General features: G+C 75.5%; 23 protein-coding genes. 7 read left to right on the top strand and 16 right to left on the bottom strand.

Going from position 1 to position 23,732, the window contains the following annotated elements; all coding sequences use genetic code 11:
• Positions 1-46 precede the first annotated feature (46 nt).
• Positions 47-1,345 (top strand): ribonuclease D, encoded by a 1,299-nt coding sequence (locus tag JOD57_RS21585; protein ID WP_204694994.1) that lies wholly within the window; start codon positions 47-49, stop codon positions 1,343-1,345.
• 115 nt (positions 1,346-1,460) lie between these two features.
• Here the strand turns inward: JOD57_RS21585 and JOD57_RS21580 are convergent, their stop codons facing one another.
• From JOD57_RS21580 to JOD57_RS21570, 3 genes are all read right to left on the bottom strand, one after another.
• Positions 1,461-2,747 (bottom strand): sugar ABC transporter permease, encoded by a 1,287-nt coding sequence (locus JOD57_RS21580; protein WP_204693891.1) that lies wholly within the window; start codon positions 2,745-2,747, stop codon positions 1,461-1,463.
• 3 nt (positions 2,748-2,750) lie between these two features.
• On the bottom strand, positions 2,751-3,557 hold the full coding sequence (locus tag JOD57_RS21575) for an ATP-binding cassette domain-containing protein (protein ID WP_307824849.1): 807 nt from the start codon (positions 3,555-3,557) through the stop codon (positions 2,751-2,753).
• Between the two features lie 84 nt (positions 3,558-3,641).
• Positions 3,642-4,751, bottom strand: coding sequence for a sugar ABC transporter substrate-binding protein (locus JOD57_RS21570; protein ID WP_204693889.1), 1,110 nt, complete (start codon positions 4,749-4,751; stop codon positions 3,642-3,644).
• Between the two features lie 254 nt (positions 4,752-5,005).
• On the opposite strand from JOD57_RS21570, the gene JOD57_RS21565 reads away from it, so the two are divergent.
• From JOD57_RS21565 to JOD57_RS21555, 3 genes are all read left to right on the top strand, one after another.
• Positions 5,006-6,211 carry a thiolase family protein gene (locus tag JOD57_RS21565; protein WP_204693888.1) on the top strand — a complete coding sequence of 402 codons (1,206 nt, stop codon included), beginning with the start codon at positions 5,006-5,008 and terminating at the stop codon, positions 6,209-6,211.
• Positions 6,208-8,292: a 3-hydroxyacyl-CoA dehydrogenase NAD-binding domain-containing protein gene (locus tag JOD57_RS21560; RefSeq protein ID WP_204693887.1), complete on the top strand. Its 2,085-nt coding sequence runs from the start codon at positions 6,208-6,210 to the stop codon at positions 8,290-8,292. The genes JOD57_RS21565 and JOD57_RS21560 overlap by 4 nt, the downstream gene beginning before the upstream one ends.
• A 186-nt stretch (positions 8,293-8,478) precedes the next feature.
• Positions 8,479-9,048, top strand: coding sequence for a dihydrofolate reductase family protein (locus JOD57_RS21555; RefSeq protein ID WP_204693886.1), 570 nt, complete (start codon positions 8,479-8,481; stop codon positions 9,046-9,048).
• A 9-nt stretch (positions 9,049-9,057) separates the two neighbouring features.
• On the opposite strand, the gene dxs is transcribed toward JOD57_RS21555, so the two are convergent.
• Entirely contained in the window at positions 9,058-10,977 is a 1,920-nt protein-coding gene (dxs, locus tag JOD57_RS21550) for a 1-deoxy-D-xylulose-5-phosphate synthase (protein WP_204693885.1), read from the bottom strand.
• A 224-nt stretch (positions 10,978-11,201) separates the two neighbouring features.
• Here dxs and JOD57_RS21545 point away from each other — a divergent pair, with 224 nt between their 5' ends.
• Positions 11,202-12,383, top strand: coding sequence for an ROK family transcriptional regulator (locus tag JOD57_RS21545; protein WP_204693884.1), 1,182 nt, complete (start codon positions 11,202-11,204; stop codon positions 12,381-12,383).
• Between the two features lie 39 nt (positions 12,384-12,422).
• Here JOD57_RS21545 and JOD57_RS21540 read toward each other — a convergent pair whose 3' ends face one another.
• The 5 genes from JOD57_RS21540 to JOD57_RS21520 all read right to left on the bottom strand — a co-directional run bounded on the left by JOD57_RS21540 (position 12,423) and on the right by JOD57_RS21520 (position 17,352).
• Positions 12,423-12,791 (bottom strand): hypothetical protein, encoded by a 369-nt coding sequence (locus JOD57_RS21540; protein WP_204693883.1) that lies wholly within the window; start codon positions 12,789-12,791, stop codon positions 12,423-12,425.
• 66 nt (positions 12,792-12,857) lie between these two features.
• The gene (locus JOD57_RS21535; RefSeq protein ID WP_204693882.1) at positions 12,858-13,679 is read right to left on the bottom strand and encodes a histidine phosphatase family protein; all 822 of its coding nucleotides are present in this window, start codon (positions 13,677-13,679) and stop codon (positions 12,858-12,860) included.
• A gap of 50 nt (positions 13,680-13,729) precedes the next feature.
• Positions 13,730-13,939: a hypothetical protein gene (locus tag JOD57_RS21530; protein WP_204693881.1), complete on the bottom strand. Its 210-nt coding sequence runs from the start codon at positions 13,937-13,939 to the stop codon at positions 13,730-13,732.
• Positions 13,940-13,982: 43 nt separating this feature from the next.
• The gene (locus JOD57_RS21525; protein ID WP_372440274.1) at positions 13,983-15,173 is read right to left on the bottom strand and encodes a class I SAM-dependent RNA methyltransferase; all 1,191 of its coding nucleotides are present in this window, start codon (positions 15,171-15,173) and stop codon (positions 13,983-13,985) included.
• A 139-nt stretch (positions 15,174-15,312) separates the two neighbouring features.
• Complete coding sequence (locus JOD57_RS21520; protein WP_204693879.1) at positions 15,313-17,352, bottom strand: APC family permease; 2,040 nt, start codon at positions 17,350-17,352, stop codon at positions 15,313-15,315.
• A gap of 167 nt (positions 17,353-17,519) precedes the next feature.
• Between JOD57_RS21520 and JOD57_RS21515 the strand changes: the two genes are divergently transcribed.
• Both JOD57_RS21515 and JOD57_RS21510 read left to right on the top strand, forming a co-directional pair.
• The gene (locus JOD57_RS21515; RefSeq protein WP_204693878.1) at positions 17,520-18,185 is read left to right on the top strand and encodes a potassium channel family protein; all 666 of its coding nucleotides are present in this window, start codon (positions 17,520-17,522) and stop codon (positions 18,183-18,185) included.
• The gene (locus tag JOD57_RS21510; RefSeq protein ID WP_204693877.1) at positions 18,185-18,850 is read left to right on the top strand and encodes a potassium channel family protein; all 666 of its coding nucleotides are present in this window, start codon (positions 18,185-18,187) and stop codon (positions 18,848-18,850) included. The genes JOD57_RS21515 and JOD57_RS21510 overlap by 1 nt, the downstream gene beginning before the upstream one ends.
• 25 nt (positions 18,851-18,875) lie before the next feature.
• On the opposite strand, the gene JOD57_RS21505 is transcribed toward JOD57_RS21510, so the two are convergent.
• The 7 genes from JOD57_RS21505 to JOD57_RS21475 all read right to left on the bottom strand — a co-directional run bounded on the left by JOD57_RS21505 (position 18,876) and on the right by JOD57_RS21475 (position 23,477).
• Positions 18,876-19,628 (bottom strand): DUF3159 domain-containing protein, encoded by a 753-nt coding sequence (locus JOD57_RS21505; RefSeq protein ID WP_204693876.1) that lies wholly within the window; start codon positions 19,626-19,628, stop codon positions 18,876-18,878.
• A 107-nt stretch (positions 19,629-19,735) separates the two neighbouring features.
• Positions 19,736-20,113, bottom strand: a complete 378-nt coding sequence (locus JOD57_RS21500) for an OB-fold nucleic acid binding domain-containing protein (protein WP_204693875.1) — start codon at positions 20,111-20,113, stop codon at positions 19,736-19,738.
• The gene (locus tag JOD57_RS21495) at positions 20,110-20,907 is read right to left on the bottom strand and encodes an alpha/beta hydrolase family protein (protein ID WP_204693874.1); all 798 of its coding nucleotides are present in this window, start codon (positions 20,905-20,907) and stop codon (positions 20,110-20,112) included. The genes JOD57_RS21500 and JOD57_RS21495 overlap by 4 nt, the downstream gene beginning before the upstream one ends.
• On the bottom strand, positions 20,904-21,629 hold the full coding sequence (locus tag JOD57_RS21490; RefSeq protein WP_204693873.1) for a DUF3710 domain-containing protein: 726 nt from the start codon (positions 21,627-21,629) through the stop codon (positions 20,904-20,906). The genes JOD57_RS21495 and JOD57_RS21490 overlap by 4 nt, the downstream gene beginning before the upstream one ends.
• 1 nt (position 21,630) lies before the next feature.
• Entirely contained in the window at positions 21,631-22,107 is a 477-nt protein-coding gene (gene dut / locus JOD57_RS21485; RefSeq protein WP_204693872.1) for a dUTP diphosphatase, read from the bottom strand.
• A 50-nt stretch (positions 22,108-22,157) separates the two neighbouring features.
• On the bottom strand, positions 22,158-23,081 hold the full coding sequence (locus JOD57_RS21480; RefSeq protein ID WP_204693871.1) for a hypothetical protein: 924 nt from the start codon (positions 23,079-23,081) through the stop codon (positions 22,158-22,160).
• 93 nt (positions 23,082-23,174) lie between these two features.
• Positions 23,175-23,477, bottom strand: coding sequence for a DUF4193 domain-containing protein (locus JOD57_RS21475; RefSeq protein ID WP_204693870.1), 303 nt, complete (start codon positions 23,475-23,477; stop codon positions 23,175-23,177).
• Between the last annotated feature and the right edge of the window lie 255 nt (positions 23,478-23,732).

Genomic DNA, 23,732 nt, shown 5'->3' with positions numbered 1-23,732 from the left:
CCGGCCGCGGACGCACGGACGACACGGGCGATGAGGTGGACGGCAACTGAGCACCGACCCCCGGCCCGACCCCACCCCCGAGGACACGGTCCCCGAGGACCCTGCACCCGAGGACCCAGCCCTCGAGGACACCGCCCCCGACGACGTCGCGGTCCCGGTCCCCCTCCTCGCGCCGCGCGACGGCCTCCCCCCGGTCATCGAGACCTCCTCCGCACTGGAGGACTACGCCGACGCGCTGCGTGCCGGGACCGGGCCGGTCGCGGTCGACGCCGAGCGCGCCTCGGGGTACCGCTACGGCCAGCGGGCCTACCTCGTGCAGCTGCGCCGCGCCGGCGCGGGCACCGGGCTGGTGGACCCGGTGCCGCTGCCGGACCTCTCCGCGGTGCAGTCCGCGATCGCCGACGCGGAGTGGGTGCTGCACGCGGCCAACCAGGACCTGCCCTGCCTGGCCGAGATCGGCCTGGTGCCGGCGAGGGTCTTCGACACCGAACTGGCCGCGCGGCTGGCCGGGCTGCCGCGGGTGGGCCTGGGCGCCGTCGTCGAGTCGCTGCTCGGGTTCTCGCTGCAGAAGGGCCACTCGGCGGCCGACTGGAGCACCCGGCCGCTGCCGCAGGAGTGGCTGGTCTACGCCGCGCTCGACGTCGAGGTGCTCGTCGACCTGCGCGACGCGCTGGCCGCGCTCCTGGAGGAGCAGGGCAAGACGGAGTGGGCGCGGCAGGAGTTCGCGGCGGTCCTGGCTGCCGGGCCGCCGGCGCCGAAGGCCGACCCGTGGCGCCGGACCTCCGGGGTGCACGGGCTGCGCAACCGGCGGCAGCTGGGCATGCTGCGCTCGCTCTGGCAGGCCCGCGACGACCTGGCCCGCAAGCGCGACGTCGCCCCCGGCCGGGTGCTGCCCGACTCGGCGATGGTCTCCGCCGTCCAGGCCGACCCGCAGACCGAGGGCGCGCTGCTCGAGCTGCCGGTGTTCCGCGGCCGGGCCAACCGCAAGCTGGTCGGCACCTGGTTCGGCGCCCTGGCCCGCGGGCGGGCGCTGCCGGAAGCGGAGCTGCCGCCGCACAGCCGGCCGGGCGAGGGGCCGCCGCCGGTGAACCGCTGGGCCGACCGCGACCCCGCCGCGGCCACCCGGCTGCAGGCCGCCCGGGCCGGGCTGGCCGAGCTGTCGGAGAAGCACTCGGTGCCGGTCGAGAACCTGGTCTCCCCCGACCTCGTGCGCCGGCTGGTGTGGATCCCGCCCGAGCCGCGCGACCCCGAGACCGTGGCCGCGACCCTGCGCGCCGGCGGTGCCCGCGAGTGGCAGGTCGAGCTGACCCGCGACCTGCTCACCGACGCCGTCACCCGCGCCTGAACGACCCAGGGGTGGCCCCGGCGTGAGCCGGGGTCACCCCTGGTGACGGACTGGAACGGCCACCCTCCAGGGTCCCGCGCCGAGCCTGCGAGGCATGGGGGGAAGGGTGGTCCTTTCAGTGACCCGTCGCGGCCGCCCGCCGGCGGGCCAGCGCGTCGACGCTCGCGGCCAGCAGCAGCACTCCACCGGTGATGATGAAGTTGAGGTACGCCTCGGTGCCGAGCAGACCGAGGCCGTTGGCGATGATCGCCACGACCAGGCCACCGAGGACGGCGTCACGCACCCGTCCCCGGCCGCCGAACAGGCTGGTGCCACCGATGACCGCGGCGCCCACGGCGTAGAGCAGCGTGTTGCCGCCGCCGGACCCCGGCGCCACCGAGCCGAGTCGGGCGGCCGCGACGATGCCGCTGATCGCCGCCAGGGTCGAGCCGATGACGAACACGGACACCTTGATCCGGGTGACGTTGATGCCGGCCCGCCGGGCCGCCTCGGCGTTGCCGCCGACCGCGTAGACGTGCCGGCCGAAGCTCGTGCGGCCGAGCACGAAGGTCAGGAACAGCAGCAGGACGACCACGAGCGGGATGGCGTACGGGATCCCGGCGAGCACCACACCGACGGCCGGGGCGCGGTCGACGCTCAGCACCGCCGTCACCACGACGACGACGGCGGCGATCACGCCGATCCGCACGAGCACCACGGCGAGCGGGGAGTGCGCGAGCCCCCGGGCGCGCTGGACGCGGAACCGGTTGAGCTGCAGCGCGGCGTACGCGGCGATGACCAGCAGGGCGAGGACCCAGCCGAGGACGACCGGGAGGTTCCTGTCGCTGATCGCCGAGATCACCGGGTCGCGCACCGGGACCGTGCCACCCTCGCCGATCAGCCGCAGCGTGAAGCCCTGCCAGCCCAGGAAGAGCGCGAGCGTGACGACGAACGACGGGATGCCGATCATGCCGACGAGGCTGCCGGTGAACAGCCCGATGACCACGCCGGTGACGATGGCTGCCGCCACCGAGACGTACCACGGCACACCGGCGTCGGCGAGCAGCTTGGCCATGACCGCGGCGCAGACGCCGCTGACCACGCCGGCGGACAGGTCGATCTCGCCCAGCAGCAGGATGAAGACCAGCCCCATCGCCAGGATGATGATCGGGGCCGCCTGGTCGGCCAGGTTGGCCATGTTGCGCGGGGTCAGGAACGTCTCGGGCCGCAGTGCGAAGAACAGCAGGCCGAGGACGACGATGCCGAGGATGGCCGGCAGCGCCCCCAGGTCGCCGCCCCGGACGCGGTCGACGTAGGCCCGGACCGTCGCGCCGAGGGAGTCCGCGCTGCGGTCGGCCTCGAAGCCCGACGGCGCCCCGCCGGGCTCCTGCGCGCTGGTCGGCGCGGAGATCGTGCTGGACATCGCTCAGACCTCCACAGCCGCGACGTCGGCGGGGGCGATGCCGAGGTCGCCCGACCGGCCCGCCGTGATGAGCTCGATGACCTGGGGACGGTCGACCTGGGAGATGGGGACGTCGGCCGCCATCCGGCCCAGGTACAGGGCCGCGACCCGGTCGGAGACCTCGAAGACGTCGACCATGTTGTGGCTGATGAAGACCACCGCGTGGCCGGTGTCGGCCAGCCGCCGGACCAGGTCGAGCACCTGCCGGGTCTGCGCGACGCCGAGGGCGGCGGTCGGCTCGTCGAGGACGACCAGCTTGGACTCCCACAGCACGGCCTTGGCGATGGCGACCGTCTGGCGCTGTCCACCGGAGAGGCTGGAGACCAGCTGGCGGACGGACTTCAGCGTCCGCACGGAGAGCTTGCTGAGCGTGTCCCGGGCCGCCTCCTCCATGGACGTCTCGTCGAGGAGGATGCCGTTCTTGCGCTCGCGGCCGAGGAACATGTTCTGGACGACGTCGAGGTTGTCGGCCAGGGCGAGGTCCTGGTAGACGATCTCGATGCCGAGCGCCGCGGCGTCGCGCGGGCCGGTGACCGTGACCGGCCGGCCCTCGAAGACGAGCTCGCCGGAGTCGATGGCGTGGATGCCGGCGATGGACTTGATGAGCGTGCTCTTGCCCGCGCCGTTGTCGCCGACCAGCGCGGTGACCTGGCCGGGGTAGACCTTCATGTGCACGTCGTGCAGGACCTGGATGGCACCGAAGCTCTTGTTGACGCCGCGGAGCTCCAGGGTGGGGGTGCCGTCCTGGGGACGGTCGTCGGGTGCGGACACACCGGGCCTCTCGGTCGTGCTGGCGGGGGCTGCGGCAGCAGCCGCCGGGGCGCCCATCATCGGCGCCCCGGCGGCTGCTGACCACTACTCGATCCCGAGCTCCTCGCACGCGGCGGCGAACTCGCCGGTGCAGAGCTCCTCGGCGCTGACGAACTCGTCGTCGACGACGTCCTTGACGTTGTCGCGGAAGATCGAGACCGGCGTGAGCAGGACCGACGGGACGTCACGGCCGCCCTCGGTGTCCTCCACGGTGCCGGTGGTCTCGCCCTCCTCGCCGTTGATCAGCGCGACGGCCAGCTCGGCGAGCGCGTTGGCCTCCTCGCGGACGGACTTGTAGACCGTCATGCACTGGTCGCCGGCGAGGATGTTCTGCAGGCCCTCGACGCTGGCGTCCTGACCGGTCACGTTGGACTGGCCGGCGGCGTTGTTGCGCCCGAGGATCTGGATCACCGAGTTGGCCAGGCCGTCGTTGGCGGCCACCACGCCGGCGATGTCACCGCCCGCCTGGGTGTACATCTGCTCGAAGATCGTCGCCGCCTCCTGGTTGTCCCAGTCCGGGACCGCCTGCTCGGCCACCTGCGTGTACTGCGTCAGCGGGTCGAGCACCTCGTGGGCACCCGACGAGAACAGCGTCGCGTTGTTGTCGTCCGGCGAGCCGTTGAGGAAGGCGATGTTGCCCTCGGTGACCCCGTTGGCCTCCAGGCACTGCTGCAGGCCCTGGCCCTGGAGCCGGCCGACCTCGGTGTTGTCGAAGGAGACGTAGTACTCCGCGGACCCACCCAGGGTCAGCCGGTCGTAGTCGATCGTCCGGACGCCCTCGTTGGCGGCCTGCTCCTGGATCTGCGCACCCGAGGCCGAGTCGAGGTTGACGATCGCGAGGACGGTGGCGCCCTCGGTGATCATCTGCTCGGCGATGGTCGCCTGCCGCTGGGCGTCGCCCTCGGCGTTCTGGATGTCGGCCTCGACACCGGCCTCCTCGAAGGCCGCCTCGAGGTACGGGCGGTCGAAGTTCTCCCACCGCACCGAGGACTCGGTGTCGGGGAGGATCACGCCGACCCGGCCGGCGGCCTCGCCGCCACCCTCGCCGCCGCCACCGCCACCGGTGTCGCCGCCGCCGCTGTCGCCGCCACACGCGGCGAGGCTGAAGACGAGGGAGGCCGCGAGGGCCGTCATGATGGTGCGCCGTCGCGCCATGTGGGGTCCACCGTTCTGTCGGGAATGCGCAGAAGTGCGGCGGCCAATATGCGCGCTGTGTCACACGGTGTGCAAGCCCCGGTCCCGGACGTTGCCGGACCGTGACCTCCTCCGAGCGTCGCCCGACCGGCCGACCGGCACCACGGCGCGTCCTGCCCCTGCCGGGTCGGGTCGGCTTGGATGTCGGGTTACCGGCGGGTAACTTGGACGGCGCCGTGCCGTACCGGCCGGTACCGAACTGCTGCGGAGGTCCCATGTCCCGCTCGCTGCGTGAGGTCGTCTTCGTCGACGGCGTGCGCACCCCCTTCGGCAAGGCCGGCCCGAAGGGCGTCTACGCCGAGACCCGCGCCGACGACCTCGTCGTGCGCGTGATCCGCGAGCTGATGCGCCGCAACCCGGCGCTGCCGGCCGAGCGCGTCGACGAGGTGGCGATCGCGGCCACCACCCAGATCGGCGACCAGGGCCTGACCATCGGCCGCACCGCCGCGCTGCTGGCCGGGCTCCCGACGTCGGTCCCCGGCTTCGCGATCGACCGCATGTGCGCCGGCGCGATGACCGCCGTCACCACCACCGCGTCGGGCATCGCCTTCGGCGCCTACGACGTCGCCATCGCCGGCGGGGTCGAGCACATGGGCCGTCACCCGATGGGCGAGGGCGCCGACCCCAACCCGCGGTTCTTCAGCGAGGAGCTGGTGGACGGCTCCGCGCTGGTCATGGGCTCCACCGCCGAGAACCTGCACGACCGCTTCCCGCACCTGACCAGGGAGCGGGCCGACGCCTTCGCCCTGGCCAGCCAGCAGAAGTACGCCAAGGCCGTCGCCAACGGGCAGATCGGCCCGGAGCTGGTGACCGTCTCCACGCGCAGCGCCGAGCAGGGATGGGGGCTGGCCACCGTCGACGAGCCGCCGCGGCCGAACACCACCCTCGAGGGCCTGGCGACGCTGAAGACGCCGTTCCGCCCGCACGGCAACGTGACCGCGGGCAACGCGGCCGGCCTCAACGACGGCGCCACCGGCTGCCTGCTCGCCGCCGAGGAGGTCGCGCTCGAGCTCGGTCTGCACGTCGGGATGCGGCTGGTCGGCTACGGCTTCGTCGGCGTCGAGCCCGAGGTCATGGGCGTCGGTCCCGTCCCGTCGACCGAGCGCGCGCTGGCCCGCACCGGCCTGACCATCGAGGACATCGGGCTGTTCGAGCTCAACGAGGCCTTCGCCGTCCAGGTGCTGGCCTTCCTCGACCACTTCGGCATCGCCGACGACGACGAGCGGGTCAACCCGTGGGGCGGCGCGATCGCCGTCGGCCACCCGCTCGCCTCCTCCGGCGTCCGGCTGATGACCCAGCTGTCCCGCCAGTTCGCCGAGCGGCCCGACGTCCGCTACGGCCTGACCGCCATGTGCGTGGGCCTGGGCATGGGCGCCACCGTCATCTGGGAGAACCCGACCTGGGAGGGTCTCGCGAAGTGAGCGCCGTCTTCGAGAACGAGGTCGTGACCGCCGCCAAGGTGCGGTACCTGCGACTCCCCGGCCTGGCCGGCGAGATCGCCCTGGTCACGCTGGACAACGGGCACGACCACACGCGCCCGTCCACCTTCGGCCCCGGCGGGCTGGCGTCGCTGGACGCCGCGCTCGACGGGATCGACGCGCACACCCCCGCCCCGGCGGCCATCGCGGTGACCGGGAAGCCGTTCGTCTTCGCCGTGGGAGCGGACCTCTCCGGCGTCCCGGCGATCGCCACGGCGGCCGACGCGCGGGAGATCGCCGCGACCGGCCACCGGGTGTTCCGCCGGCTCAAGGACTCGACCGTCCCGACGTTCGCGTTCGTCAACGGCGCGGCGCTCGGCGGCGGCCTGGAGCTGGCGCTGCACTGCTCGTACCGCACGATCGCGAGCACCGCCGTCGTCGCGTTCCCCGAGGTGTTCCTCGGCCTGGTGCCCGGCTGGGGCGGCACGCAGCTGCTGCCGGACCTGATCGGCATCGAGGCGGCGGTCACCGTGGTGGTCGAGAACGCCCTGGCGCAGAACCGGGTCACCCCCGGTCCGAGGGCGGTGCAGCTGGGGATCGCCGACGTGCTGTTCGAGCCGGCCGACTTCCTCGAGCGGTCGCTGGAGTGGGCCGCCGCGGTCCTGAACGGCGACGTGACGGTCCCGCGCCCCGAGGTCGACCCCTCGGGCTGGGACGCCGCGATCGAGCGGGCCCGCGGCATCGTCGCGGCCCGCACGCGCGGCGCCTCCCCCGGCGCCCTGCGCGCCGTCGAGCTGCTCGACCTGGCCCGCCACGGGGTCGACGGCGAGGCGTTCACCGCCGGCACCGCCGCGGAGGACGAGGCGCTGGCCGACCTGCTGATGAGCGACGAGCTGCGGGCGAGCCTGTACGCGTTCGACCTGGTCAACAAGCGCGCCAAGCGGCCGGCCGGCGCGCCGGACAGGTCGCTCGCCCGCACGGTCACCAAGGTCGGCGTCGTCGGCGCCGGGCTCATGGCCTCGCAGCTGGCGCTGCTGTTCGTGCGGCGGCTGGAGGTGCCGGTCGTGCTCACCGACGTCGACCAGGCCCGCGTGGACAAGGGCGTCGGCTACGTGCACGGGGAGCTGGCGAAGCTGGCCACCCGCGGCCGGCTCTCCCCCGACCGCCTCAACCGGCTCACGGGCCTGGTCACCGGCTCGTTGGACAAGTCCGTCTTCGCCGACGCCGACCTCGTCATCGAGGCCGTCTTCGAGGAGATGTCGGTCAAGCAGCAGGTGTTCGCCGAGGTGGAGGCCGTCGTCTCCGCCGAGTGCTTGCTGGCCACCAACACCTCGGCGCTGTCGGTGACCGAGATGGCCGCCAAGCTCGAGCACCCCGAGCGGGTCGTCGGCCTGCACTTCTTCAACCCCGTGGCGGTCCTGCCGCTGCTGGAGGTGGTGCGCGCCGAGCGGACCGACGACGCCGCGCTGGCCACCGCCTTCGCCGTCGGCAAGGCGCTGAAGAAGTCGTGCGTGCTGGTCGCCGACGCCCCGGCGTTCGTGGTCAACCGGCTGCTCACCCGCTTCCTCGGCGAGGTCACCGCCTCGGTGGAGCAGGGGACGCCGGTGGCCGTGGCCGACCGGGCGCTGGACCCGCTGGGCCTGCCGATGACACCGTTCGAGCTGCTGACGCTCGTCGGCCCGCCGGTGGCGCTGCACGTGGCCGAGCGGATGCACGAGGCCTTCCCCGACCGGTTCGCCGTCGGTGAGGGGCTGCGGAGGATGGTCGAGCTGGGCAGGACGAGCGTCTACTCCGAGCCGGGCGTCGTGGACCCCGACCTCGCCGGCATCGACTCCGGCGACTCACCCCTGACCGAGGAGCAGGTGCGCGAGCGGGCGGTCGAGGCGCTGGCGCAGGAGATCCGGCTGATGCTCGACGAGGGCGTCGTCCAGGCGGTGCAGGACATCGACCTGTGCATGGTCCTGGGCGCCGGCTGGCCTTTCTGGCTGGGCGGGATCTCCGCCTACCTGGATCGAGCGGGCGTGTCCGAGCGGGTCACCGGCTCGCGGTTCCTGCCGAGGGGCGTGGCCAGCCTCCCGGCATGACCCGTGCACGTCCGCGGACGTGCACGCACCGCACGACGACGGCCCGGGTCCCGCGGGGGACCCGGGCCGTCCGTCGTCCCCGGGCGGCTCGGCCGGCGGCGGCGAGCCGCCGGCCACCTCCGCACCGATGACGTCGGGCAGGGTGGACCGCTCCGCGACCTCGGACACCCATCCCCGGAGGCTCCCGTGCGATCCCTCACCTACCTGGTCGGCACCACGGTCGACGGCTACGTCGCCGGGCCGGCCGACGAGACCGACTTCTTCCCGCTGGGCGAGGACCTCCTGGGTCATCTCGCCACCGCCCTGCCCGAGACGCTGCCCACCCACGTGCGCGCGCACCTCGGCATCGACGCTCCCAACGCCCGCTTCGACACGGTCGTGATGGGACGCCGCACCTACCAGCCCGGGCTCGACATCGGGGTGACCAGCCCGTACGCCCACCTGCGCCAGTTCGTGGTGTCGCGGCGCGGTGGGCTCCCGGAGGACCCGGACGTGACGGTGGTGCAGGACGACCCGGTCGCCGCGGTGCGGCGGCTCAAGCAGGAGGACGGCGGCCTCGACATCTGGCTGGCCGGCGGCGGGACCCTCGCCGGGGCGCTGCTGCCCGAGATCGACGAGCTGGTCGTGAAGTGCTACCCGGTCGTGGCGGGCGCGGGCGTGCCGGTGTTCGCCGGCGCGTTCACGCCGACGCGGTTCGAGCCGGTGCAGCGCCGGGAGTTCGGCGGCACCCTCGTGACGACCTACCGGCGGGGATGACCCGGCTGGTCACTGCTGGGCGCCGTCCACCGGCTGGGTGGCCGCCTGCTGCTCCTCGCGCTCGGCCAGCAGCGCCGTCTCCTCGGCGATGCGGCGGGCGACGTCCTGCTCGGTCAGCCCGGCGTCGGCCAGCACCTGCCCGCGGCTGCCGTGCTCGAGGAAGGCCTGCGGCAGGCCCAGCGCGCGCAGCGGGACGTCGGTGCCGCGGTCCTGCAGCGCCTGGGTCAGCGTGGTGCCCAGGCCGCCGGCGCGGCCGCCGTCCTCGACCGTGACCACCAGGCGGTGCCCGGCGGCGAGGTCGACGAGCTCGGCGGGCACCGGGAGCACCCAGCGCGGGTCGGCGACGGTCACCTCGATGCCGTGGTCGGCGGCGCGCTCGGCGGCGGCCAGGCACACCGGGACCATCGAGCCGACGGCGACCAGCAGCACCTCCGGTCGCTGCCCGCGGCGCAGCACGTCGACCGGGCCGCGTCGCTCCAGCGCCGGGATGTCGACCGGCGGCGGGCCCTTGGGGAAGCGCACCACGGTGGGCCCGTCGGTCACCTCGACGGCCTCGCGCAGCGCCTCCCGCAGGGTGGGCTCGTCGCGCGGGGCGGCCAGCCGCAGCCCCGGCACCACCGGCAGGATCGACATGTCCCACATGCCGTTGTGCGAGGCTCCGTCGGTGCCGGTGACCCCGGCCCGGTCGAGGACCACGGTGACCGGCTGGCGGTGCAGCGCGACGTCCATGAGCAGCTGGTCGAAGGCCCGGTTGAGGAACGTCGAGTAGACCGCGACCACCGGGTGCAGGCCGCCCATCGCCATGCCCGCGGCGCTGGTGAGCGCGTGCTGCTCCGCGATGCCGACGTCGAACGTGCGGTCGGGGAAGCGCTCAGCGAAGGCGTTGAGGCCGGTCGGGTGCAGCATCGCCGCGGTGACCGCCACGACGTCGGCCCGCTCGGCGCCGATGCGCACCAGCTCGTCGGAGAAGGCCGCCGTCCAGTCGCGGGCGGCCGTGGGGCTGACCCCACTGTCGGGCTCGAAGACGCCGGTGGAGTGCCAGGCGTCGATGGTGTCGGTCTCGGCTGGCGGGTAGCCGAAGCCCTTGGTGGTGACGGCGTGCACGATCACCGGGCCGCCGAACGAGCGGGCCCGGCGCAGCGCGGACTCCATCGCGCGGATGTCGTGCCCGTCGACCGGGCCGACGTACTTCATGCCGAGGTCCTCGAACATGCCCTGCGGCGCGAGGACGTCCTTGAGGCCCTTCTTGATGGCGTGCAGCGCGTCGTAGAGCGCCGAGCCGACGACCGGGGCGCGGTGCAGCGCGGAGCGCACCTGCAGCAGCGCCTGCTCGTAGCCCGGGCGCAGCCGCAGCGTCGCCAGCGCGTCGGCGACGCCGCCGATGGTCGGCGAGTAGGAGCGGCCGTTGTCGTTGACGACGATGACCACCGGCCGGTCCTGGGCGGCGGCGATGTTGTTCAGCGCCTCCCAGGCCATGCCGCCGGTGAGGGCGCCGTCGCCGACCACGGCCACCACCGGACGGGAGTCACCGCGGACCGCGAAGGCCTTGGCCAGCCCGTCGACGTAGGACAGCGCCGTGGAGGCGTGGCTGTTCTCCACCCAGTCGTGCTCGCTCTCCGAGCGGCTGGGGTAGCCCGACAGGCCGCCGCGCTGGCGCAGCCGCTCGAAGCCCTCCACCCGGCCGGTGAGCATCTTGTGCACGTAGGCCTGGTGGCCGGTGTCGAAGACGATCGGCTCACGCGGGGAGGTGAACACCCGGTGCAGTGCGATGGTCAGCTCGACACAGCCGAGGTTAGGGCCGAGGTGCCCGCCGGTGCGGGCGACGCTGGCGACGAGCGCGTCACGGATCTCGGCGGCCAGCGCGGGCAGCTGCTCGGGGGGCAGCGCCCGGACGTCGGCGGGGTCGCGGAGCGAGCGCAGGAGCGACACGGCGCAGCGGTGTCCTCTCTGTCGGCGGCGGGTTCACGGCTCGCGAGGGCCGCCGGCCCACTGTAGTCGCGCGGCCGGGACCCCTCCGGGTGAGCGGATCGGGCGATCCGGACGGCGCGGACGCCCGGCGCCCTTCCGTCACGCGGGGTCTGGCGACCACTCCGTCGCGTGGGGACTTCCGTCGGTGGTTGACAGAAGGGCGTCGGCCGCTGACCATCCCCGGCATGGACCCCCAGGCGTGGCTGCCCGACGTCACGGGTCACCCGCGCCGGCTGGTCGAGGCGCTGCGCCTGGGCGGGCCGGCCACCCGGGCCCAGCTGGTCGAGCAGACCGGGCTGTCCCGCGCGACGGTGTCCGGCTACGTCGCCGACCTGGTCGACCGGGGCCTGGTCACCCCGGCCGACCCGGCCGACGCCCGCCCCACCGGGGGCCGGCCCGCCGGGCTGGTGCGGCTGACCCGCCGGGCCGGTGTCGTCGTCGGCATCGACATCGGGCGCACGCACGTCCGCGTCGCCGTCGCCGACCTCTCCCACGAGGTGGTCGGGGAGCACGTGGCCGAGCTGCCGGTCGCCGAGCTGGCCGCCGGCGACGTCCTCGACACCGTGGCCGCCCGGGTCCGGGACGAGCTGGCGCGGGCCGGCGCGTGCACCGCGGACGTGGTCGGGACGGTGGTCGGCCTGCCCACGCCGGTCGTCAGCGCCGCCGGGACCCCGTACGGCACCGTCGCCCAGGCCAACATCCTGCCGAGCTGGTCGGGCACCACGCCCGCGGTCGAGCTGCGGGAGCGGCTCGGCGTCCCCGTCGTCGTGGACAACGACGCCAACCTCGGCGCCCTGGCCGAGGTCCGCTGGGGCGCCGGCCGGGGCTCCCGGTTCACCGTCTACCTCAAGATGGCCACCGGCGTGGGCGGCGCGATCGTCGTCGACGGCAACCTGCTGCGCGGCGTCTCCGGCACCGCCGGGGAGATCGGGCACGTGAGCCTCGACCCCGGCGGCGACCTCTGCCGGTGCGGCAACCGGGGGTGCCTGGAGCTGACCGCGGGCGGCAGCGCCCTGCTGCAGGCCATCCGGACCGCCGCGCCGCACTACGGCGACCTGCGGACGCTGGTCGCCGGCGCCGTCGCGGGCGACCAGGCCTGCCGGCGGCTCGTCGCCGACGCCGGCACGCACGTCGGCGTCGTCCTCGGCGGACTGGTCAACACGCTCAACCCCGACCGCATCGTCGTCGGCGGCGAGCTGGGCACCGCCGGCGACCTGCTGGTCGACCCGCTGCGGCGCGCACTCGCCCGCTCCGCCATCCCCGCCGCGGCCGAGCACCTGACCGTGGTGCCCGGCTCGCTCGGGGGCCGCGCCGAGGTGCTCGGCGCCCTGGCGGTCGCACTCCGGGAGGCCGACCGGCTCGGCTGAGGACCCTCCTGCCCCCGCCCCCCGCGCGCTCGCGGCGGGCTACAGGCGGGGCACCCACGTCTCGCCGCGCAGCGCGCGGGCCACCACCACGACGCCGCGCGCGGCGGCGGCCAGGCGGGCACCCTCCCGCTCGTAGGCGGCGACGGCGGCCTCGATCGCGTCGGGCGGCAGGTGGTCGGCCATCTCCACCCGCACCGTCCGCCACCCCTCGCGGGCGGCCTGCAGACCGGCGCTCAGGTGGTCCCCGGCGAAGCGGGCCAGCAGCACCGGGTAGCGGCGCAGGACCGCGTGCGCGCGGTAGTCCGGCGGCACGAGGTCGAACAGCCAGGCGACCGCGGTGGCCTCCCAGTCGGGGGCACCCGGCGGCCGCACCTGCTCCGGCCAGCCCGGCGGGACGCTCGCACCCACACCGCGCAGTGTGCCGCAGCCCGAACAGGTGTTCGAGCCGACGCACCCGATCGGGTGGGGGTGGGCTCAGCCGCTGGGGCGCTTGAGCCAGAACTGCTCGAAACCCCAGCTGCCCGCACCGCTGGAGTGGTAGCTGACCAGCTCCCAGCCCTCGCCGCCGAGCCGGTTGAGCACCGAGCTGGTGTCCCCCTGCTGCCGTTCCAGCGTGCCGCCGGGGAGCTTGACGCTGACCCCAGCGCGCTGGGACTCGGCGTCGTTGGCGGTGATGACCGAGGCGTACTCCCACGTCGTCACGGGGGACACGGTAGCCGGACGGCCGCGGCCGGCCGGGCCGAGGCGGACCCACGGGTGCGCGACGGAGCCGGTGTGCGGGTCGTAGGAGAAGACGCTGCCCTGCCCCGGCTGGTCGTGGCGGCGGTCGACGGGCACCCCGAGCAGGTGGCACAGCAGCAGCGTGCCGACGCCGCCGTGGCACACGACGGCGACGTCCCCGGCGGCGCCGGCCACCGCGCGGCCGGCCGCGGCGACGACCCGCTGCTGCGCGTCCACCGCCCGCTCCCAGCCGCGGACGCTCTCGGTGGGGCGGGCGAAGAACGCGTCGGCCACCGCCTCGAACTCGGCGGGCGGCAGGAAGCCGGTGGCCGACCGGTCGTTCTCCCCGAGCCCGGCGTCGAGGGCCACCGGCAGCCCTCCGTGCCGGGCCAGCGCGGCCGCGGTCTCCACGGCCTTGCGCTCGGTGCTGGCGACGACCCGGGTCAGCCGAGGCACCCACGGCAGCGCGAGCAGGTGCGCCAGCCGGTCGCGCCCGACCTCGGACAGGCCCCACTCGGGCACCGGCACGTCCGGCTCGACCCGGACCTCGGGATGGGTGACGACGTGGACCTGCACCCGCGCTGCCTACCGCGCCGGCGCCCGGAGCGGAAGGGAGGGGCGGCCGCTCAGGGGCGCCGGTGACCGGCCCGGTTCTGTCCCGATCCCGGGCACGGGGCCGGCTCGGCCCGCTGCCCCTGGCCCCACAGCGGCGGAGCCCAGAGGTGGTCGACGAACACCAGCGGGTCGGTGGTCTCGTCGTGCCGCTCGTCGGCGGCCCCGCTGTCGCGGCGCGGCGTCATCTCCCCGCACACCGGGCAGGAGTCGGGTCCGGCCATGCCCGCAGGGTGGGCCGCGGTGTGCCGGGCGGCGGGGACCAGGTCAGGCCGCGGGCACCAGCAGCGCCACGCACTCCACGTGCGCGGTCATCGGGAAGGCGGCGAAGCCGCGCAGGGCCGCGAGGGAGTACCCCGCGGCGCGGAAGACCGCGACGTCGCGCCCGAGCGAGGCGGGGTCGCAGGCCACGTAGACGACGGCGCGGGCACCGGTGCCGGCCAGCACCCGGCTCACCGCCGGGCCGGCACCGGCGCGGGGCGGGTCGAGGACGACGACGTCCGGGGCGCCCCCGAGCTCGTCGAGCAGCCCGGTGAGGCCCTCGGCGTCCACCTCGCCCTGCCAGACCTCGGCCTGCGGCAGGCCGGCCAGGTTGGCCTCGGCGGCCGCGCACGCCTCGGCGTCGGCCTCCACGCACACCACCCGGCCGGGCTCCCCCACCGCGGGCGCCAGTGCGCCGCCGAAGAGCCCGGCGCCGGCGTAGAGGTCGAGCACCGTCTCCCCCGGGCGCACGCCCGCCGCGCCGGCCACGGCCGCCACCAGCGCGTCGGCCGCGGCCTCGTGCACCTGCCAGAAGCCGGTGCCCTCGACCTCCCAGTCCCGCCCGGCGGCCTGGCGGCCGGCCCGGCCGGCGGGTGCGGCGGCGACGTCCTCCCCCGGCCGCAGCACCCGGGTCGACGTCGGCACGCCGCGGCGGTCCAGCCGCGTGGTGGTCACCGCGCCGGTGGAGTCGACGGCGACGTCGACCGCGCCGGCGCCCGGCCAGCGGCGGTCGAGCACGGCCCGGGCGGCGGGCTCGACGGTGATCGGGCAGTCGTCGAGCACGACGACGTCGTGGGAGCGGTGCCGCCGCAGCCCCGGCGTCCCGGTCCGGTCGACGGCGAAGCGTGCCCGCGAGCGCCAGCGCAGGGGCCCGCCGGGCAGCTCCTCGACGACGAGGTCGCGGACGACGGGGTCCCCGGCGCTCAGCCCGCCCAGGCGGGTCAGCTGCTCCCGGACGACGTCGGCCGCCAGCCGCCGCTGCCCCTCCGGCGAGACGTGCTGCCAGTCGCAGCCCCCGCAGCGGCCGGGGCCGCTGTACGGGCAGGGCCGCTCGACGCGGTCGGGCGCGGCCTCGAGCACCTCGACCGCGTCGGCGCGGCAGTAGCCGGGCTGGCGGTCCTCGGTGACCCGGACGACCACCCGCTCCCCCGGCAGCGCGTGCCGCACGAAGACCACCCGGCCCTCGGCGCGGGCCACGCAGTGCCCGCCGTGCGCGACCGGGCCGACGCTGACCTCGAACTCCCGCCCGACCCACCCCAGTCCCCGATCAGGCCGCAGTCGGCCCCGCTGCAGGGGCCCGCCGCGAGCTTGCGAGCGGTGGGGGGCAGCGGGGTCCTTACCCATACGGGGTGGCCTCCACCTGGTCGTCGGTGAGCCCGCGGCGCAGGTCGCCGGGCATGGGGCCCAGGCGCCGGTCGTCCTCGCCCCGGCCGACCGAGCTCTCCAGCTGCCACGGCACCGTGGTGATCATGACCCCGGGCTGGAACTGCAGCCGGGCGCGCAGCCGCAGCGCGCTCTGGTTGTGCAGGACGTTCTCCCACCAGTGCCCGACGACGTACTGCGGCACGAAGACCACGACCAGCTCGCGCGGGCTGTCCCGGCGGACGCCCTTGACGAAGTCGACCACCGGCCGGGTGATCTCGCGGTAGGGCGACTCCAGCACGGTCAGCGGCACCGGGATGTCGTAGCGCTCCCAGTCGGCCTGCAGCGAGCGGGTGTCCTCGTCGTCGACGTTGACCGTCAGCGCGGTGAGGACGTCGGGCCGGGTCGCCCGGGCGAAGGCCAGCGCCCGCAGCGTCGGCTTGTGCACCTTCGAGACCAGCACGATCGCGTGCACCTTGCTGGGCAGCAGCCGCGAGTCGCTGTCGGGCCGCAGCTGCGCGGCCACGTGCGAGTAGTGCTTGTTGATGGCCTTCATGAGCACGAAGAGCACCGGCATCACGAGGATCACCAGGTAGGCGCCGCGGGTGAACTTGGTGACGACGATGATGACCAGCACCACGGTGGTGAGGGTGCCGCCGATGGTGTTGATGACCTGCGAGCGGCGCATCCGCCGCTTCTCGACCGGGTCGTCGGACAGGCCGATCTCCCGGTTCCAGTGCCGCACCATGCCCCACTGGCCGATGGAGAAGCTGGTGAAGACGCCCACGATGTACATCTGGATCAGCCGGTTGACGTCGGCCTGGAAGGCGACGAGCAGCAGGGCCGCGAAGCCGGCCAGCAGCAGGATGCCGTTGCTGTAGACCAGCTTGTCGCCGCGGGTGTGCAGCTGCCGCGGCAGGAACCGGTCCTGGGCGAGCACCGAGCCCAGCAGCGGGAAGCCGTTGAAGGCGGTGTTGGCGGCCAGGACCAGGACCAGCGCGGTCGCCGCCTGGATGGCGAAGAACCCGACCGAGGTGTCCCCGCCGAACGTCGCGGCGGCCACCTGGGCGATGACCGTGCGCTGCGGCTCGGTCTCGCAGTCGGTGAACCCCTCGAGGTCGCAGGGGTGCTCGACGTACTTGACCCCGGAGGCCAGCGCGAGCGCGGTGACGCCGGCGAACATCGCCGCGGCGATCCCGCCCATGAGCGCCAGCGTGGTGGCCGCGTTGCGGCTCTTGGGTGGCTTGAAGGCGGGCACGCCGTTGGCGATGGCCTCGACGCCGGTCAGGGCCGTGCACCCCGAGGCGAAGGCCCGCAGCGCGAAGAACAGCAGCGCCACCCCGGCGAGCTGCTCGTAGCCCGGCTCCGGGGTGACGGTGAAGCCGGCCGTCTCGGCGACGACCGGGGAGTCGGTGAACAGGTCCCGGACCAGCCCGGTCACGACCATCACCAGGATGCCGCTGATGAACAGGTAGGTGGGGACGGCGAAGGTGCGCCCGGACTCCCGGACCCCGCGCAGGTTGGCCGCGGCGAGCACCGTCACCAGCCCGACGGCGATGAGCACGCGGTGCTCGTCGAGCGTGGGGAACGCCGAGATGATGTTGTCCGTGCCGGCCGCGACCGACACCGCCACGGTGAGCACGTAGTCGACCAGCAGGGCGCTGGCCACGGTGAGCCCGGCGAACTGCCCGTGGTTCTTCATCGCGACCTCGTAGTCGCCCCCGCCGGAGGGGTAGGCGCGCACCACCTGGCGGTAGGAGAGGACGACGGTCGCCAGCAGCAGGACGACGGCGATCGCCAGCCACGGCGCCAGGAAGAGGAAGGCGGTGCCGGCCAGCGTCAGGACGATGAGGATCTCCTGGGTGGCGTAGGCCACCGAGGAGAGCGGGTCGCTGGCGAAGATGGGCAGCGCCAGCCGCTTGGGCAGCAGGGACTCCCCCAGCCGGTCGCTGCGGACGGGCCGGCCGACGACCAGCCGTTTCGGGAGTTGTCCGAGGTCGGACAGGCTTGGCACGGCGGCGATGGTACGGACGCCGGACCCCCGGTGCCGCCCCCCGGCCCGCGTGGCCCCACGGGGGCGTGGCGTCCGGCACGCTGCCCGGACGGGGCCGCGGCGGGTGTAGCTTCGCGCCCGGTGGCGCGGGCGGGAGGCGCTCGCGACGACGACCCGGGGAGCGGCACGTGCACGTGGTCGTCATGGGCTGCGGCCGCGTCGGCTCGGCCATCGCGCGGAAGCTGGAGCAGATCGGCCACAGCGTCGCGGTCATCGACCAGGACCCCGAGGCCTTCCGCCGGCTGGGTCCCGAGTTCGGCGGCCGCCAGGTCACCGGCCTGGGCTTCGACCGCCAGACCCTGCTCGACGCCGGCGTCGACTCCGCCGGGGCCTTCGCCGCGGTGAGCAGCGGCGACAACTCCAACATCATCGCCGCGCGGGTGGCCCGGGAGACCTTCGGCGTCCAGCACGTGGTCGCCCGGATCTACGACTCCAAGCGCGCCGAGGTCTTCGAGCGCATGGGCATCCCCAGCGTCGCGACCGTCCCCTGGACGGTGAACCGGCTGCTGCGCGAGCTGCTCTCGGTCAAGGTCAGCGAGATCTGGCGCGAGCCCACCGGCACGGTGCTGCTCATGCGCGTGACCGTCACCGACGGGTGGGTGGGCCGCCGGCTGGCCGAGCTGGAGGCCGCCTCCGGCGCCCGGGCCGCCTGGCTGGTCCGCTTCGGCGACGCCCTGCTGCCCACGGCGAACACCGTGCTGCAGGACGGCGACCAGCTCGTCGTCGCGGCCACCGACGAGATCTCCGACCGCGTGCACCAGACGGTGGAGCGCCCCCAGGGAGGCCGGTCCTGATGCGGGTGGCCATCGTGGGCGCCGGCGCGGTCGGCCGCTCCATCGCCGGGGAGCTGCTCAACAACGGGCACACCGTGATGCTCATCGAGAAGGACGGCCGCAAGGTGCGCACCCGGGCCGTGCCCGGCGCGGAGTGGGTGCAGGCCGACGCCTGCGAGGTGTCCTCCCTGGAGGAGGCGCAGCTGGCCACCTGCGACGTGGTCGTGGCCGCCACCGGCGACGACAAGGCCAACCTGGTCGTCTCGCTGCTGGCCAAGACCGAGTTCGCGGTCAACCGCGTCGTCGCCCGGGTCAAGGACCCGCGCAACGAGTGGCTCTACACGGAGGCCTGGGGCGTCGACGTCGCCGTCTCCACCCCGCGGGTGCTCGCCGCGCTGGTCGAGGAGGCGGTGACCGTCGGCGACGTCGTCCGGCTCATGAGCTTCCGCAAGGGCGCGGCCAACCTGGTCGAGATCACGCTGGCCGAGGACACCCCGTGGGCCGGGCGGCCGCTGCGCGAGGTGCCGCTGCCGCGCGAGACGGTGCTCACCGCGCTGCTGAGGGGCGACCGGGTCATCACGCCGAGCCCGGACGAGCCGCTCGAGGTCGGCGACGAGCTGCTGTTCGTCACGCACGCCGACGTCGAGGAGCAGCTGCAGCAGGTGCTCTCCGCCACCGCCCGATAGCAGGACGGCCGGACGGGGTCGGTCCTCAGGTGTCGGTGGCTGCGGTCTCGACCCGGTGCCGGTGCAGGCGGGCGACCACCCACAGCGTGATGGCCAGGGCCACGGCGGTCACCGGCAGCCCGAGCGCCAGCGAGGCGATGCCGAGCAGCTCCTCCTCGTTGGCCAGGTACAGCGGCGTCTGCACCGCGACCCGCAGCAGGAACGTCAGCGCCCACATCACCGTCAGCCAGCCGTAGGCGCGCACCACCCGCGGGTCGTCGCGCCAGTGCCGCTCGGGCTCGGGGTCGGCCGGCCGCTCGCCGGGCGCCGCGGTCGCGGGCGGGGGCCGGTGGTGCAGCCGGGCGCGGGCGGTGTCGACCCGCCGGCGCAGCCCGGGCAGCGAGTGCGCGGCCATCGAGCCGAGGTGGCTGGGGGCGAGGAACTCGGCGGCCACGCCGACCAGCGGCCAGCGCAGCGGCACCGAGCCGAGCAGGACGACGCCGATGACGGCGTTGCGGATGATGCCCGGCACGAAGTAGTTGCGGGCCTGACCGGAGGCCGCCGCGATGGCCACCGCCACGGCGACGCCGAACAGGCCGCTGAAGGCCTGCTGCAGGCTCTCCCGGCGCACCAGCCGGAACAGCAGGACGAGGACGGCGGCCCCGAGGGCGCACCAGATCGCGGTGCGCAGGTCGCCGATCGAGTTGGCGACGATGAAGGCGACGGTCGGCAGCGAGGCGTCGACCATCCCCCGCCAGCCACCGAGCTGCTCGAGCACCAGGTGCCGGTCGAGGGTCACTCCCTGACCGTCACCGGGCCCACCACCGGCACCGTCGTCCGGCTGCCCCGCTGGCTGCCCCGCGGCTCGTCCCGGGGCGCGCCGGCCGTCGTCGTCGGCCGGCGCCGTCACCCCGCGCTCAGCTCGTACCAGGGGTTGTAGATGACCTTGCGGCCGTCGAAGTGGGCGAAGCGGCCCCGCGCGGTCAGCGTGCGGCCCGGCTCGATGCCGGGGATCCGCCGGCGGCCGAGCCACACCAGGGTCACCGACCCGGAGCCGTCGAACAGCTCGGCCTCGAGGGTGGGGACCGTCTCGCGCGGGGTGTAGACCACCGACTTGAGCCGGCCGGTCACGGTGACCACCTCGCCCTTGCGGCAGTGGCTCACCGGCTCGCAGCCGGAGCGGTCGGTCTCGGCGCGCAGCTCCTGCGCGTCGATGGTGGAGTCGTCGGCGGTCAGCCGCTGCAGGGTGCGCGCGAGCCAGCCGCCGGGACGCGTCTGTGTCACGGCTCCAGCGTAGTGCGGCCACCGCGTCCGTCGCGGCGGCGCTCCAGCCAGTCGCGGACGAGCGCCCACGCCTCCCCTGCCGGGTCGACGAGCCCCATGTGCCCGCCGGGCACGGTCCGCACCTCGACCCGGTCACCGGCGGCGGCCGCGGCCGCGGCGTAGCGCTCGCTCTGCCCGGGCGGGACGACGTCGTCGCCGGTGCCGTGCACGCACAGCACCTCGGCGCCGGTGGGCAGCAGCCGGACGGGGTCGGCGAGGGCGTACCGGCGGGCCCGGCGGCGGGGCCCGCCGCCGAGGAACGCCTGCACCGCCCGGGCGCCCAGCCGCCGGCGCGCGGCCCGCCGCAGGTCGAGCACGCCGGCCTGCAGCACCGCGGCGGTCACCGGGACCCGGGGTCCGGCACCGGGAGCGCCCGCGGGCAGCCGGCCGCGGCCGGCGGCCCACGCGGCGAGGTGACCGCCGGCGGAGTGGCCGACGACGGTCACGCCGGAGAGGTCGAGGCGCCCGGCGTCCGGGAGGCCGGGCAGCGCGTCGAGGGCGGCGGCGACGTCCTCGACCGTGGCCGGCCACCCGCCCCCGGCACCGACCCTGCGGTACTCGACGGCCACGGCGGCCCAGCCCGCGCCGGCGAGGTCGGCGGCCAGCGGGCGGGCCAGCTCGACGCCGTGCGCGGCGCGCCAGAAGCCGCCGTGCAGCACGACCACGACGGGCGCCGGACCGGCGCCCGCGGGCAGGGTCAGCTCGAGGAACTGGTCGGCGTGCGGGCCGTAGGGGACGACGACCGGGCCGGTCACGCGGTCGGGCCGGGCGCCGCCGTCCCCGGTCCGGCCGCGTGCCGGCCGCCGCCCTGCTGCTGGCGGGCCAGCTGCGCGGCGGCCTGCGGCGGGAGGGTGAGCGGCAGCTGCTCGCGCACCGGCATGGGGTCGCTGCCCCGGACGACGACGACCTTGCGGAAGGCCTCCTCCAGGACGGCCGCGGCGTCGGGGTTCTCCGCGGCCGGGCCGCTGATCATGCCGCGGAGGAACCAGCGCGGGCCGTCGACGCCGAGGAACCGGGCGGGCCGGCGCACGGGCTTGGGCGGCGGGCCGCCGGGCTGGGCCGGTGGGGTGACGACGACGGTGCCGGAGAGCTCGGGGCCGAAGGGACCGTCCACCTCGTGCAGCCGCCCGCCCTGGCCGGAGGCCCCGCGCGCGAGGTCGGCGCGGACGTCGTCCCAGATGCCGGTGGCACGCGGCGCGGCGAAGGCGGACAGCTGCAGCAGCGAGTCGCCGTAGCGCAGCGTCGCGCCGATGACCTTCTGCTGCTGGTTGACGTCGACCCGCAGCTCCGTGCCCGGGACGGCGGGCAGCCGGAGCGCGCCGAGGTCGACGCGGGTGGTCCCGTCGTCGGGGGCGTCGGCCTCGTCGTAGGGGCCGCTGGTCTCCTCGACGTCGCGCTCGCGGTGCTGCGGCTCCGGCGGGACGCCGCGCTCGCGCAGGCTGCGGTCGATGCGGTTGCGCCGTCGTCCGAACGGCATGTCAGGCCTCCTGTCCCGTCGACCCGTGCCCCGCCTCGCCGCGGGTGCTCGCGGGCAGCTCCTCCACGGGGACGAAGCGGGCCTGCACCACCGGCTGCACGACGAGCTGGGCGACGCGGTCGCCGCGGCGCAGGGTCAGCGGCGTGGTCGGGTCGAGGTTGACCAGGTTGACCTTGATCTCGCCGCGGTAGCCGGCGTCGATGGTGCCGGGGGCGTTGACCAGGCTCAGCCCGTGCCGGGCGGCCAGGCCCGAGCGCGGGTGCACGAACCCGGCGTAGCCCTCCGGGATGGCCACGGCCACGCCCGTGCCGACGAGGGCCCGCTGCAGGGGTGCCAGCTCGACGTCCTCGGTGACGGCGAGGTCGGCACCGGCGTCGCCGGGGAGGGCGTAGCGCGGGAGCGGAGCGCCCTCGGCGACCAGCCGGACCGGGACGTCGAGCCCGTCCGGCGGGGGTGCGGGAGGGAGGGGGTCGACCACGACGGCGACCCTAACCGCGGGCAGGCGGAGGTGGCGGACCGGCCGCCGGGTCAGGAACCGAGCCGGCGCAGGTCGGTGCGGACCCGCCGGGCCAGGGTCTCGGTGGCCTTGAGGTTCCCCCGCCCGCCGAGCGCGGCACCGACCAGCAGGGGCGCCGCCGACCCCAGGTTGCGGGCCATCCGCCGGGAGAGCCGGCGGCGCAGCGCCCGCAGGCCCGCGGTGCCCACCAGCGCGCCGAGGCCCTGCTCGCTGCTGGCGTCGACGGCGTGCTGCTGGGTCCAGCTGGCGAGGTAGGCGGTGGCGCGCTCGGCCGCGTCGCCCCGGGCCGGCCGGCCGGCCAGCTCGTGCAGCTCGCCGAGGAGCACCACCTCGACGGCGGCGACCACCAGCGTCTCCGCGCCGAGCTCCAGCGGGAGGGCGACCAGCGACGGCGGGGCGAACCACTGCGCGGCCGACAGGCCACCGGTGGCCGCACCGACCGCCGCGGTCAGCCGCGAGGCGCGGGTGACCAGCGCGTCGGCGATCTCCTCGTCGGAGCGGCCCGGGAAGGCCGCCCGCAGCCGCGCGGCGTCCCGGACGGGCAGCCACGGCGCCGTGGTGGTGAGCAGGTCGCCGAGCACCGTGCCCGGCGTCCGGCGGGGGTCCTCGCCGTCCGCCCGGCCGGTGGCCGGCTCCCCGCTGCGGCGGCCGACCGCGGCGGCGACCGCCCCGACGACGTCGCGGAGGGTGCCGGCCGTCGAGCGGCGGGGACCGTCGGACGCCGTGGCGCCGGCGTCGTCGGCGTTGCCGAGCAGGCCCGCCACGGCGTCGGCCACGGCACGGGCCGCGCGGCCCAGCCCGCTGTCGTCGGTCGGCCACGCCGCACCCCGGGTCGCCCCACCGGCCGGGCCCGCGCCGGTGGACGTGGCCCGCTGCACGGGCCGCGGCGGCGGGACGTCCCGCGGTGCCGCCGTGCGCTCCCTGTGCTCGCTCATCCCCTGCCCTCCGCGTCGTGTCCCGCCGCGTGGCCGCGGCCTGCGTTCCCCGCGTCAGCTGGCCCCCTGCGGGGAGCAGGGGGTCCTCCTCTTTCAGGCCGCGCAGTCGCGGCAGTACATCTGGTCGCCGCGGGTGGCGGCCAGCCGGCTGCGGTGCTGCACCAGGAAGCAGCGCGAGCAGGTGAACTCGTCCTCCTGCTTGGGCAGCACGCGGACGGTCAGCTCCTCGTTGGACAGGTCCGCGCCGGGGAGCTCGAGGCTCTCGTTGAAGTCGGTCTCGTCGACGTCGACCGAGGCGGACTGCGCCTCGGCCCGGCGGGCCTTGAGCTCTTCGAGCGAGTCCTCGCCGAGCTCGTCGGCCTCGTTGCGTCGCGGGGCGTCGTAGTCGGTGGCCATGGGGTGTGCCCCTCCTCCGGGGTCGTCGCAGGCGGACGTCGTCCGCCTCGTCCGGCGGCGTCGGGGGACGCCGCCGTCCTGGCCGGCCGCCTGGGCGGCCGCTGGTCGTGGGACCGGCGCCCGTCCACGTCCGACTCGCAGGAGTCGGCCCGGTGCGGGACCGGCAGCCCCCCAACGCCGTGCGGTCCCGGTTTGTGCCCGCCCGCGCGCGGGGGACACACGACCCCTGCGAGGGGGTCGGGGACGGGGCCCGGA

Source organism: Geodermatophilus bullaregiensis (genome assembly GCF_016907675.1).
GTDB lineage: Bacteria > Actinomycetota > Actinomycetes > Mycobacteriales > Geodermatophilaceae > Geodermatophilus > Geodermatophilus bullaregiensis.
The sequence above is the reverse complement of the archived record's forward strand: the minus strand, read 5'-3'. Positions and strand labels throughout refer to the sequence as shown.